This is a genomic window from Mucilaginibacter myungsuensis, from assembly GCF_015222005.1.
In the GTDB taxonomy this organism is placed as follows: domain Bacteria; phylum Bacteroidota; class Bacteroidia; order Sphingobacteriales; family Sphingobacteriaceae; genus Mucilaginibacter; species Mucilaginibacter myungsuensis.
In genome coordinates, this window is the sequence record NZ_JADFFL010000013.1 from 63,261 (window position 1) to 76,786 (window position 13,526).

Below are 13,526 nucleotides of genomic sequence, written 5' to 3' on the forward strand. Positions count from 1 at the left end.
AGCTTATTTGATGATATCCCTCAGCGATAAAGCTTTGATGATAGCACGATACCTCTCAATGTCTTTTTTGTATAGGTAAGCCAACAAACCGCGGCGTTTACCTACTAATTTTTGCAGTGATAACTGGGTAGAAAAATCTTTCTTGTTTTTCTTTAAGTGGCCAGTTAAGTGTGCGATGCGGGCAGTAAATAAAGCAACTTGTGCTTCGGTTGAACCAGTGTTGGTTTCGCTGCCGCCGTGTTTTGCGAAGATCTCCTTCTTGTACTCGGTACTTAGATACATTACTTGAATAGTATTAAAGCGTATAACTTTTGTTAATTGTGGCGCAAAGGTAACGATAGTGTTTGGAATATACAAGGGAGGTTAGTGATTAGTGATTAGTGATTAGTGATTAGTGATTAGTGATTAGTGATTAGTGATTAGTGATTAGTGATTAGTGATTAGTGCGTAATGCTTACACCGTTGCAATGTGTTTTAAATTCCCATTATTTTTTGTATATTATAGTTGAGCACCGGAATAAACCGGCGCTTTTAAAACAAATAAATGATATACAATTATGGAAACTACCAACGAAGTCATTATTATCGACCTGGAAGCCACGTGCTGGGAGAATGATGGCGAACATCAAAAACAACACAGTGAGATCATAGAGATCGGCATCTGTAAACTGAACACCGTAACCGGCAAGATTACCGCCAGCGATGGCATCTTGGTCAAACCCGTCAAGTCCAAGATCAGCCCGTTCTGCACCAAACTTACCTCCATCACGCCGCAAATGGTTGATGAACACGGCATCTCCTTAGCCGAGGCTTGCGGTATCCTTGAAAAAGAGTATGGCTCAAAGCAGCTTACCTGGGCCAGCTACGGTGTTTACGACCGATCCATGCTAAAGGAACAATGTCAAAAATTTGGCGTACGATACCCCATGTCCAACCATCACATAAATGTTAAAGTACTTTTTTCTGAAGTGTATGGCTTACAAAAAGCCATTGGCATGGCGGGCGCGTTGCGCATGCTAAAATTACCGTTAGAAGGTACCCACCATCGTGGTGTGGATGACGCCAAAAACATCGCCAAGATCCTGTCCGATCTGTTAGCAGGTTAACTAACCTCTCCATGCACTGCAACCGGTCGGTTAGCAGGCAATGCTCAAAGAACAATTTCCTGTTGATCATAACAATTCCAAATTTTTGGAATGGTTATCCTTTTAGGCCTTTTTTAAATTTGGCATTCCTTGATAGAATCACGTAAAGTTCATTTTGAAAATGAGCGTTCAGTATTTCATCGCCCCCGGTAGCCCCGCTCTCTGTCCAAGTTTTGCCCTCTCCCACCACGCCCAGCGCTTCTGCAAAAGCTTTCCCGCCGATCGGGTTTAGGTTAAGCGGTCTGTGCTATGAAAAACCCTTGTCATTGCGAGCGTAGTGCGGCAATCTTAGAGGACATGCAACGAGGACATGCCATGCGGACCTACCACGAGGACCTGCCTCTGAGATTGCCACGTCGCCCTGTCGCACAAGCCCTGCCCTTCGCTCCTCGCAATGACAAATTTTTACTTTTTACTTTTTACTTTTTACTTTTTACTTTTTACTTAGAGATCCCCTCCAGCGCGAACAAAAACCCATACTCCAACGCCACATCCTTTAAATAATCGAATCTGCCCGACGCGCCACCGTGGCCAAATTCCATATTGGTGTGCAGCATAAGTACGTTCTTATCGGTTTTCATAGTACGGAGTTTGGCTACCCATTTGGCAGGCTCAAAGTATTGCACCTGGCTATCGTGCAGGCCGGTGGTCACCAACATATTGGGGTAAGCTTTCTTCTCCACGTTCTCGTAAGGCGAGTAGCTTTTCATGTATGCATAAGCATCGGCGTTCTTTGGGTTACCCCACTCGTCAAATTCGTTAGTGGTTAATGGGATGCTTTCATCAAGCATGGTGTTCACAACGTCAACGAATGGTACCTGCGCAATAACACCATGCCATTGGTCTGGTGCCATGTTAGCCACCGCACCCATTAGTAGGCCACCCGCGCTGCCACCTTGGGCGTACAAATGTTGTTTAGTGGTGTATTGTTGATCGATCAGGTATTTACCACAGTCGATGAAGTCGGTGAAAGTATTCTTCTTTTTCATCAGCTTACCATCTTCGTACCATTGGCGGCCCATCTCCTGTCCGCCGCGGATATGCGCAATGGCGAAGACAAAACCACGATCAAGCAAACTTAAACGCGAACTGCTAAAACCGGCATCCATACTTGAACCATAAGATCCATAGGCATAAAGCAACAACGGTGCTTTACCGTTCTTCTCGAAACCATTCTTGTAAACCAGCGATATCGGCACTTTGATACCGTCGGTAGCGGTAGCGTACAAGCGTTCGGTGGTGTATTGTTTAGGATCGTAGCCGCCCAATACCTCTTGCTGCTTCATTTGTTTCTTCTCATGCGTGTCTACATTGTAATCATACACGGTTGACGGCGTGGTGAGCGAGGTATAGTTATAACGCAAGGTCTTGCTAACATATTCGGGGTTTGCGCCTATGCCCGCGTTGTAAGCAGCTTCTTCAAACTCTAAGTAATGCTCTTTATCGGAATTATCGCGGATACGGAATTGCTTCAGCCCGTTTTTACGCTCGACCACTACAATGTGGTCTTTAAATTCCTCCACTCCTTCTAATAGTACATCGGCGCGATGCGGGATCACATCTTTCCAGTTTTCAGCGCCGGTCTTATCCAGCGGACATTCCACCAATTTAAAGTTCTTGGCGTTCTGGTTGGTACGGATCAGAAATTTATCATCAATAGCGGCAACCTCATATAATACATCTTTCATCCTCGGTGCAAATACCTTGAACGGAGCATCCGGCGTATTTGCATCAACAAAACTTATCTCAGATGACATGGTCGCGCTCGAATAAATAAAGATGAACTTACCCGACTTAGCCCTATCCAACCCGATATAGTTAGACTTATCCTTTTCCTCATAAACCACCGCGTCGGCTGCAGTAGAACCCAGCTTATGACGCTTGATCTTTTCGGACAGCAAGGTCACCGGATTTTTTGACGTGTAGAAGAGCGTTTGGTTATCATTTGCCCAAACGGCTTGCCCTTCGGTATTGGCGATAGCGTCTTTAAGAATTTCGCCGGTCTCCAAATTCTTCACGTAGATGGTGTACTGACGGCGGGATACCTTATCTACCCCAAAAGCCAACAACTTATTATCCGGACTTATACTGAAACCGCTTGCTGAATAGTAAGCATGGCCTTCGGCTTCTTTATCCACGTCCAGCAGTATCTCTTCCGGAGCGTCAAGACTACCTTTTTTGCGGCAATATTTATAGTATTCTTTACCATCCTCGGTGCGGGTGTAATAGAAGTATCCGTTCTTAAACACAGGTACCGATTCATCCTTCTCCTTGATACGCGCCTTCATCTCGGTAAACAGATTCTCCCGGAACTTTTTGGTACCGCTCATCATGGTGTCGGTGTAGGCATTCTCAGCCTTTAGGTAGTCTACCACTTTGGTACTATCCGGACCTTTGGCGAAGTAGTCGATCATCCAATAGTAATTATCGATCACAGTATCGCCATGAATGGCGCGGGTGTGCGGCTTAATTTCGGCTACGGGAGCCTTGGCATCGGGCCATTTATACATCTGTCTTTCGGTATTTTGTTTACAAGAAACCGCTAATATAGCGGCACAAATAATGACGGCTGCTTTTTTCATGAAATAAGGATATTGAGATGGTATTTGTAAATGTAGTTAAAGTTATTTCAAAATTATCTCCTTTGCCCGTTCTAACAATTCATCCTTACCTGCCCTGATGCCCTCGATGGTCGGTTTAACTACTTCATCTATTTTGATACCGACACGTTGCGTAGGTGTACCATCGGGATATAGCACGCCGAGTCCGGTCATTGCTGCAAGTAACCCGCCCGGCAAAACAAACCTGATAGCCTCGCCATCCGCTCCCGCGGTTGTGCTGCCAATAGTGGTAGTATTGGTAGAGCTTTGAAAAGCCATAGCAGCAAACTCACCCCTGCTTTGCGTGTTCTCGTCAACAATGACCACCACTTTACCTTTGTAAAGATTTTCGGCTGCCCTACCTACCGCTTCACTCGAAACAAACAGACCCGGCTCTGCTATGCTACCGTAACTGTATTTAGCATAATACATATTGTCGCCCGTTTTTAAGTAAGTGGCAATAGTTGCCGGCATGGCATCTGATGGGTAATAACGCAGGTCTACGATCACACCCTTAGTGTCATTGAACATTTTCTGGATCTCCGACAGGTCTTTGTTTTTATACTTGCCCGCGTTAAGGTATCCGATACTATTATCAAGCAACCTGTATCCCAACGCATTTGGCTCCGGATCTATCACCGGCACAAATCTAACGCGCTCTTTAGGCATGCTGATCAAATTAAAAGTCGCCACATTATTGTCGCGTAATATCCGTAATTCGACCTGCCCTCCCTTAGACCTCAGAATATCAAAATAAGCCATGTTACGAAGTTTGCTCCCTTGGTTAGACCCGGAGGTGAGCGGCAACAGCTTTTTTACCAGCTCGACCGTTGAAACTCCATTGATATCGGTGATCACGTCGCCCAGTTTTAATTTTTCTTTGATCTCAGGCACATCATTGTAATAACCGGTCATCACAAATTTATCGTCTATAAACCTTCCCTGAATCGGCAGCAGATAACTGCCTTTAGCCTTATCAACTTCCGGGTTGGCCACTCCGGCGTGCGCATCGTTCACTGACGCGACCATTTTGGTTGCCGCCAACTGATAACCCAACGCATCTTTGGCAGCTACAAAGTCGATGATCAGTTCGGGCAACACTTTAGACCAATCTTGGCCAATGATGTCCCGGTAAGGATAATAGTATTGGATGATGTTCCAAAAGCGATAAGCGGTCAATAAACGGTACCCGGCATCTGGGTAAGCCATATCAGTATAAGGCAATTCATTTTGAATGCTAAGCGTATTCCATCTCCCGTTCAGTTTAATGTAATGGTTAGGACCTTGATTACGGTTATCCAGTATGTGCTTTAGTTTAGCAACCAACGACGCGCCAACTACCGACTTATCAAAGATCATCCCGTAGTTAGGCTTGATAAGGATATTATCACCGCCATAAGGTTTGCAGTTGGCACATTTCTCCGGCACACCAAAGCCATCCACCCATTTTTCGATAGCGGCGGCAGTTTCTTTGGCGTTCTTTGCATTGATAATGGCCGGCATCACCTCAAAAAGCTTTGCATCCATATTGTAGCTACCTTTAGCTATCGCCAAGTGGTGATATTTCACAAAGCCCCAAACCTGACCAAGTAAAGCCAAATTCTTTACTTGCTGCGGGCTAACGGCTGCAATGGCCACCGTAGAACCCTTGGCAAAGGCCGTATCTAACAATGCCTTGGTTACATTATCCTGTGCGTTTACCGATGTAGAGATAGCCGTCAGCAACAGGGCTGACAAAGCCAGAGCATAAAATTTCATGATAGGTTGTAAGTATGTATTTAGGTTTTAAAGGTAGTGTTTGATATTGGATAATATCTACTCCAAAATGATCGCCTTAGCCCGCTCCAACAATTCGTCCTTGCCCGCTTTAATACACGCGATCGTCGGGTCTATCCGTTCGTCTAACTTAATGCCCACGCGCTGTGTTGGTGTGCCGTTTGGATAGAAAACACCAAGGCCCGAGAAAAATGTACGCAAACCGCCCGGCAGCGGAATGGGCGACACGTTGCCATCGGCCGCGGCGGTCATCCCGCCGATCACTTTTACATTGGCCGAACTTTGGAAGGCCATGGTAGTGTATTCGGCTTGGCTTTGGCTGTATTCGTTCACGATCACAACTACTTTGCCTTTATACTCATTGCTCCCTTTGGTTACAAGCGGCTTGCTCATGGTGAACAGTCCGGGTTGCTCTAAGTGTCCCGAAGTGAACCTCACAAAATCATCTTGCTTGCCTGTCTTTACATAAGGCACAAAGGTGAATGGCATAAACTCCGACGGATAGCAACGCATATCTATCACAATGCCCTTGGTGTTCTTGAATAGTTCCTTTATCTGCGGCAAGTCCTTATTAAAATATCGTCCGGGGAAAACATAGCCGATCTGATCATCCAACAATTTGTATCCCGCCATTTTAGGATCTGGACTGAACGGCGATACCACCTTTACTTTATTTGACGGCATGGTAGTGATACTTTGCTGAATGGTTTTACCATCGCGCGCTATCACTATATCAAATTGCGGCTTATCGGTACGCAACAGGTAAGTGCTTGGCATATCACGCAATTGCGTCTCGTAGTTTGATGCAGCGGTGATCGGCTGGTATTTTTTGATCAGATCTTCTACCTTTTCGCCGTTGATAGATGTGATCACGTCACCGATCTTCAGTTTCTCTTTTACATCCAGCGTGTCGTTATAATAAGCGGTCACCACCAGTTTTTTCTCCACGAACGTAGCGCCGAACGGCACCGAATTTATCCCTTTGCGCTGCTCCATAGCGGTGCTCCACAGATTACCGTGAGTGTCGTGTATCTGGGCGATCATGGTGAGCGCAGCCAAATGGTATTCGGCAGTATTTTGGGCAGCTGCGAATTTCGGTATCAACTCAGGCAATACCTCGTTCCAATCTCTACCGATGATATCCCGGTATGGGAAAAAGTATTGGATGATATTCCAGTAACGGAACAGACTTAGTAAACGATAACCCGCATCGGGATAGGTCATGTACGAATAATTGAACTCGTTGGTAATATCCGGGTTGCCGATTTGTGGTATCATCGACATGTAATGACTCTCTCCCTGGCTACGATTATCCAGGATGTAGGTCAACTTGCTGATCAACGTCGGGCTAACCACCGAATTATCAAAGATCCTTCCATAGTCGGGTTTGATCGTAATATCGCTACCCTTGTACGGCTTGCATTTGGCACACTTTTCGGGCACACCAAATTTGTCTACCCACTGCTCTATCACGGCACTGGCTTCTTTACTATCCTTAGCCTTGATCACGCCCGGCATCACGCGGAACAGCTCGGCATCCATATTATGTTCGCCTTTGGTGATAGCCGTGTGGTGATACTTTAGAAATCCCCACACCTGCCCGAGCAGAGTAAGGTTCTTTACTTCTTGCTCGCTAACCGAAGCGAGAACTATACCCGAACTTTTTGAGAATGACGTATCCTTTAAAGCCTTAGGTAATTCTATCACTTTGGTAGTTGCCTGCTCTATAGGCGTACCATCAACAAACAGGCGCACGTCATCTATCCATACTTTGCCTGTACCGCTCAAGTACAGACCGGCGGCAAGTCCGGTGGCTTTGGTCTCGTCGTATTTTAGCGTCAGGGTGTATTCCTTCCAATCGGTAGTACCTTTTATCTTTTGGTTAGCCATGTTGGCGTACCCGGCATTTTCCTGTCCGCGCCCGGGGGTGTTGATGTAGAATCCGGTATTATCTTTCACATCTTCGGTCTTAATAAAGGCAGACAGCTTAACTTCTTTACCTACAAAACTTTGCGGTATCCAAAGACTGAACGCCCCTGATTGCGGCTTATCCACAATTGATGCACCGGCCACAGCATATTTACCTCTATGCACCACATTGCTATCCAGCTTAAAGCTATAGCTGGTCAGCGGGCCTTTATTGGGCCAGCCGATGGGTAGGTTAGTTTTAGGGTCGATGGTCTCGAAACCGCCGTTGATATTGATCTTTGGCGATTGCGCCCAGCTTGTTACCGACGCGAATAACAGGACAGATAATGCTAAAATATATATTTTCATGACAGGGTTAAGACGAGTGAATTTAGAGTTTGGTGGCAATGCAATTTACTTTTTTATCGGCGGCTGTGCTAAACAAATGTTTATTACCATCTTTGCCTGATGGATAACCCCCAGCAGTACGCTACCTTCGAAACCGAGTTCCGTGTGAGGCCTGATGATATAGACATGTTCCAGCATGTGCATAGCAGCAAGTATTTTGACTATGTGCTTGCCGCCCGCTACGAGCAAATGGACCGTTGCTATGGCATGCCGATGGAAGATTTTTTAAAGCGCGGCTTCGGTTGGGTAGTGCGTAAAGCGTATGTGGACTACAAACGTTCCCTACTATTGGGCGATTACTTCACCGTAAGGACAGGTATCGACTCCATCAATGCGATGGGTTGCAAAGTGGCATTCACCATCACCAATAAAACCACCAATAAAATATCTTGCGAGGGCTTCTTCGACTACGTGATGATAGATATGGCCACCGGCAAAGGCGCTAAAGTGCCCGAGGATGTGATAGAGACATATTCTATTTGAGGAATGCGGAGTGCGGAAATGCCAATTGTGAAAGTAAGGCAATACGAATGTCGAAGTAACTCCCCGATAGCTATCGGGAAGTGAAATGACAACCGTGATCTTGTGCTCAATTTTGAATCCTATTTAATTTTTATAAGTATTTGATTATTAAATACTTATAAAAAATCTCAAATTTCATTATGTTAACCTTTGTAAACTTTCTTTAGAGTTAATGATAACAAAACTATAGGCATCCTTCTATCAGCTTCCCATAGAACTCACCCACATCCATACCTGCTGCTCTAACTTGTTGCGGGATCAAACTCGCGGCTGACTGGCCGGGAGTGGTATTCACTTCGATGAAGTAAAAATCGTTAGTATTTTCTTGTAGGATGAAATCGATGCGGACCATGCCTTTGCAATTCAAGCGCAGGTAAACTTCGGTCACTATTTGAGCTATCTCCTCTTTCTTCTCGGCCGACAGGTCGGCCGGGGTTACTTCTTTGGTGATGCCGTCGGTGTATTTGGCTTCGTAGTCAAAAAACTCCTTGCTGGTAATGATCTCGGTAGCGGGTAACACCTCCAGATGGCCATCTAAACGGGCTATGCCAATGCTGAACTCACGACCTTTGATGAACTCCTCAACCAATACCTGGCTATCCTCATTAAATGCTTTCTCTAAAGCTTCGGGCAGTGCGGCTACATTGTGCACCTTGCTCATGCCTACGCTGCTGCCGCCGTTGTTAGGCTTAATGAATAACGGGAATTTTAAAGCGTTGGCTATCACCGCAACCTCATGCAGGTCACGGTCAAATAATTGCATCGACTTAGCGGTATGCAAGTTACGGATGCTATGAATAATGGCCTTGGTGTAAGCTTTATTCATGGTGATGGCCGATGTGGTAGCATCGCAAGTGTTGTACGGGATGCCGATCATATCAAAATAGCCTTGCAGTTTGCCATCCTCGCCCGGGGTGCCATGCACGGTGATGAAAGCTGCATCAAATTTGATCTTCTGGCCGTTCAGCGTTAGCGAAAAATCATTCTTATTAATGCTGATATTTTGACCGTCGGCCTCGTAAAACCAATCGTCCTTATTCAGTAAAATGGTGTAGACCGTATATTTTGTTGCATCTAAACTGGCCTTGATATTTTTAGCGCTGTTAAGCGATACCTGGTATTCGCCGCTGTAACCGCCGGCCATTAATGCGATGTTTTTTGTTGCCATGTGTCAAAGATATTTTTTTGGGGTGGGATGTCAAATTTTATAAAATTCATTTGGATGTGATACAAGTTTCAATTTATTAACTAAATTTACAGTTATACTTCAAGCAGATCTTGATATAAACCTTCTTTCTAAACCAATATTCATGAAAAAATCAATTTTAAAGCCCCTATTGATATTTTTTCAACTGGCATTACTTTTATGCGTCATGTCGCCAAGCAGCGCGCAAAGCCAACCCAATATTCAAAACCAAGGGGCGCCCGCGCCGTCCAATATCAAAATAGATGGCAACATGGCCGAATGGGGGAACAAATTCGAAGCCTATAATCGTTTAAATTACCTGCACTATACCATGGCCAACGATGCTGAAAACCTTTATTTGATAGTGTATGCTAAGGACAGAACTGCCATTAAGAAGATCCTTTATGGCGGGATCACACTAACTATCGAGTCGCCAAAAGTTAAAGGGGGCAACAAAAAAGGTGACAGCTCAAATGTAAGATTTAGATTTCCGGTACCAGATGCGTCGATCCAAAAAGTGCAAAGCAGTTTTTCTGTCTTTAACTCCGGTGGCTTACATAACGACATACTGGACACCTTGAAAACAACTGCACAGAAACGAGATTCGATAGCAGGAATACTGAACGCGAAAGTCGAGACCATGTTCAAAGAGATCGAGATATCGGGCATCAAGGCAATGAGCGAACCGCTGCTTTCGGTTTATAACGCTGATGGCCTTAAAGCAGCAGCGAAGTTTGACTCCCATTTGCAGTACACCTACGAGTTGGCCATCCCATTAAAGTATCTTAGCACGGGCATCACCAGCGGTACGAAGTTCAAATACAGCATCAAGGAAAATGGCAGGCCCACAACAGAAAAGGTTAATGGGGAAGACTTTCCGGTGCCGATGATGGTCTCATTCGGTGGTGCTCCGCCCGATCATACAGATCTGGATGTTTTTAGCCCTACGGAATTTTCAGGAAGTTATATGCTCATAAAAAAATAAAGTGGACACTATTTAGCTACCTCGCGTTGGATATTGAACAGGAACTCGAACAGGTTCACCTCGGTTGGGATCTGTAGCTTTTTACGCAAACGGTAGCGGCTGATCTCGACCCCTCGTACAGATATGGCCAGTAACTGCGCTATCTCCTTACTTGATAAGTTCATGATCAGATAGGCGCACAATTTCAACTCCTGCTGATTGATATTCGGGTAACGATCTTTCATCACCGTCAGGAAATCGGCGTGGACCTTGTTGAAGTGGACAGAGAACTGCTCCCACTCCTCGTTCACTTTCTTCTCTTCGGATAACAATCTGAGTATCTTTTTGATCTCGGTGGTATCAATGCCTTCCTTGCCGGCCTTTTGTAGCTTTTGCAATTCGTCCTTTACCTTCAGGATAAATTCCTTTTTCTGCACCAGTGTCATGGCGTTGCTGGCCAGTTCGGTATTCTGATATTCTATCTCGCTCTCCAGTTTCTCGTTACGCAGTTTTACCAGTTCTTTTTCAGACCGTTCCAGTTCCAGTTGATGTTGATAGGCTATCTCGCGTTGTAACTCTTCGTTTTTCTCCTGTTGCAAACGCAACTCTTGCTCACGATGACGGATATGTCTCTGCTCCTGACGTTTATAAAAAAAGTAAAGCATATAAGCGATGATCACCAGGTAAACCAAATAAGCCCAGATAGTTTGATACCAAGGCGGATCTATTTTGAACGTATAGCTATACACCGCCGATTCGTGGTTTTGATGATTGCGGGCTTTCACCTTAAACGTGTATGTACCGGCGGCAAGGTTGGTATAATCCTTCTCGGCCTTGCGCGTCCACTCCGACCACGACTTATCAAAGCCTTCCAAAAAGTAACTATAGGTCACATTAGGCCGCTCCTCAAAAACCGGGGACGAGTATTCAAAATGCACCGAATTCCACAAATAGCTCAGGCTGGGCCTGTTGGCTGCCACTTGTTTGGCGTTAGCTTCAGAAGCTTTAATATAGCCACCGAATAACAGACTGTCGGTGTTATCAGCGATAGCCTTCACCTTACGGATGTAGACATTGATCGGGCGGATATTTTGCTTGTAACGCGCGTAATTGATGTGATAGTAGCCATTCTCGCTACCCACAAAGATATTCTGCTCGTTAATGGGGTATACATTTTCGAAACCACTCAATACCCTGCCGGTCAATTCGGGAAAGTAGATCGTATTAGGTTTGGGACCGGACAGGTCCACCACACCCAAACTTTTACCCTCCACAAACCAGATGTTGCCGTCAGGGTCTTCTTTCAAATAACGCAAACCTTTATCGCCGAATAGATTGCCGAACTCGATAGACGGCTCAAATCTATCTTTACTGTAATTGAACTCGTAAACACCCTTTTGAGTAGCCGCCACTACCCTATTCCGGATCTTAAAGATGAAATTATCCAAAGCTGATGGCAGCCCTTGCGCTTGGGTATAAAGTTTGGCATCACTACTATTCAAGCTTAGGCGATAGATGCCCCTATACGGGTGCGATGCCCACATCGTATTCCTGTCATCGATACCCAGGAAGCGGGATGACTCGCGGAATTTGCCGATACTGCCCTTATCCGTAAAGTCGTTGCCGTTTTGATCAAACAATCTTATGCCGTCATAGTTACCGGCCGCGATCAGTGATGAACCTGGGGTATTGAGCAATGGTTCAAATATCCAAAAGCCCGTATTCTTTGCCAATGGTGCTAAATGCCCATCGATGACATTGTAAAGGCCATCATCGCGCCCGGCTAATAGTTTGTTATTGACCACCGATAAATGCCATGACAAGCCTTCCGCAACCTGTTTAAAGTTATCGGGGTTGTAACTCAGGTCGTTTATATTTTGCAATGGCAATTGGTAGATCCCGTTGGATAAGGCGAAGTAGAGGCTATTGTTATACTTGGTAAGCGAAAAGCCCCCACCATCCTTAAAGAGCGGCGGGTTGATGTGCTTGATGGCGTTGTTGTACGTAACCAACGTAATGCCGTTATCCAACCCCAGCCAAATGTTCTTATCCGTATCTAAAAAAGCGCATCGGATATTGCTGTTTTGCAGGCCTTCATTCTTAGAGATATTCTCGATCACACGTCCGCTTTTACTCACCTGGTAAACGCCGTCCGTGTACGTGCTGATGAGGATATTACCGTTGCTCAAGAGTAATGGATTTAAGAAATGCTGTCTGTTGTCCACCCCCATACCGGTCAGTGGACAAGGGGTTAATTGACCGCTCGCATAAATAAAATTCCCGTTCTTTACTGTGCTGATCCAAATACTATCCTTACCAATGGGCAATAACCCGCTCAAGTAAAATCCGAGGGGTAGTTTGGCATCGTCAATAAAAGCCTGCCATTTGCCATTAACAAAGGTCAGCACTCCTTTTTTTTCGTCTTGACCTATGAGCTGTCCGTTGCAAGCACCCATGTACGACCAAGCCGATGGTGCGGGATATACCGTCATCTTTTTATCGCGATAGCGAAATATCTTACTACGGGATCTGAAGAACACATCGTCGCCCAAGCTGACGATATCCCACAGATCCGAAAATTTTTGGTCGGATGCCGGTAATAAACTCTTTAATGAGGTGAATTTCAGCGAGCCTTTATCATCCGGACAGAAGTAACCCATTTCATCTTGTCCGCCGGCATAAAGCTTTTTATCCTTACCAAATTCTATCGACCATACGATGGTCTTGTTAGGCAGTGGATAGATCTGCCAGGCAGCGCCATCAAACACTAAGACACCTTCGTTATTGGCAAAGTACACGCGCCCCTGCGCATCCTGCCTGATCTTCCAGTTCTGGGTGCCGCCGTTGTACTGTTTCTTAGAAAAGTTAACAGTTTCGTGTTGGCCGATGTAGTGTTGAGCAAGTGCTTCACCCATGCTGCCAAGCATCGCGATAAATAGAAAAATACGTGTAAACATGTTAGGTTTATGCTGTTGGTCGCAACATTTTTTAAAAGTATCAAACATAAACAGCTATTC

At 45.3% G+C, this 13,526-nt stretch carries 9 protein-coding genes; 3 read left to right on the forward strand and 6 right to left on the reverse strand.

From position 1 onward, the window contains the following. Window positions 1-3: 3 nt before the first annotated feature. Window positions 4-282 carry a 30S ribosomal protein S15 gene (gene rpsO, locus IRJ16_RS22065; RefSeq protein WP_194114042.1) on the reverse strand — a complete coding sequence of 93 codons (279 nt, stop codon included), beginning with the start codon at window positions 280-282 and terminating at the stop codon, window positions 4-6. Window positions 283-557: 275 nt separating this feature from the next. Here rpsO and IRJ16_RS22070 point away from each other — a divergent pair, with 275 nt between their 5' ends. Then, window positions 558-1,106, forward strand: coding sequence for a 3'-5' exonuclease (locus IRJ16_RS22070; RefSeq protein ID WP_194114044.1), 549 nt, complete (start codon window positions 558-560; stop codon window positions 1,104-1,106). 479 nt (window positions 1,107-1,585) lie between these two features. On the opposite strand, the gene IRJ16_RS22075 is transcribed toward IRJ16_RS22070, so the two are convergent. Genes IRJ16_RS22075 through IRJ16_RS22085 form a run of 3 tightly spaced genes read right to left on the reverse strand, consistent with a single transcriptional unit; the run spans window position 1,586 to window position 7,798 of the window. After that, complete coding sequence (locus IRJ16_RS22075) at window positions 1,586-3,727, reverse strand: S9 family peptidase (protein WP_194114046.1); 2,142 nt, start codon at window positions 3,725-3,727, stop codon at window positions 1,586-1,588. A gap of 42 nt (window positions 3,728-3,769) precedes the next feature. Continuing rightward, window positions 3,770-5,503: a S41 family peptidase gene (locus tag IRJ16_RS22080; RefSeq protein ID WP_194114048.1), complete on the reverse strand. Its 1,734-nt coding sequence runs from the start codon at window positions 5,501-5,503 to the stop codon at window positions 3,770-3,772. 57 nt (window positions 5,504-5,560) lie between these two features. Then, a complete protein-coding gene (locus IRJ16_RS22085; protein WP_194114050.1) occupies window positions 5,561-7,798 on the reverse strand; it encodes a S41 family peptidase in 2,238 nt (745 codons plus the stop codon). Window positions 7,799-7,897: 99 nt separating this feature from the next. Here IRJ16_RS22085 and IRJ16_RS22090 point away from each other — a divergent pair, with 99 nt between their 5' ends. Beyond that, complete coding sequence (locus IRJ16_RS22090; RefSeq protein ID WP_194114052.1) at window positions 7,898-8,320, forward strand: acyl-CoA thioesterase; 423 nt, start codon at window positions 7,898-7,900, stop codon at window positions 8,318-8,320. 223 nt (window positions 8,321-8,543) lie between these two features. On the opposite strand, the gene IRJ16_RS22095 is transcribed toward IRJ16_RS22090, so the two are convergent. Continuing rightward, window positions 8,544-9,527, reverse strand: a complete 984-nt coding sequence (locus IRJ16_RS22095; RefSeq protein WP_194114054.1) for a D-alanine--D-alanine ligase — start codon at window positions 9,525-9,527, stop codon at window positions 8,544-8,546. A 142-nt stretch (window positions 9,528-9,669) separates the two neighbouring features. Here IRJ16_RS22095 and IRJ16_RS22100 point away from each other — a divergent pair, with 142 nt between their 5' ends. Next, window positions 9,670-10,530 carry a hypothetical protein gene (locus IRJ16_RS22100; protein WP_194114056.1) on the forward strand — a complete coding sequence of 287 codons (861 nt, stop codon included), beginning with the start codon at window positions 9,670-9,672 and terminating at the stop codon, window positions 10,528-10,530. An 8-nt stretch (window positions 10,531-10,538) separates the two neighbouring features. On the opposite strand, the gene IRJ16_RS22105 is transcribed toward IRJ16_RS22100, so the two are convergent. Continuing rightward, window positions 10,539-13,466, reverse strand: coding sequence for a ligand-binding sensor domain-containing protein (locus tag IRJ16_RS22105; protein ID WP_194114058.1), 2,928 nt, complete (start codon window positions 13,464-13,466; stop codon window positions 10,539-10,541). Between the last annotated feature and the right edge of the window lie 60 nt (window positions 13,467-13,526).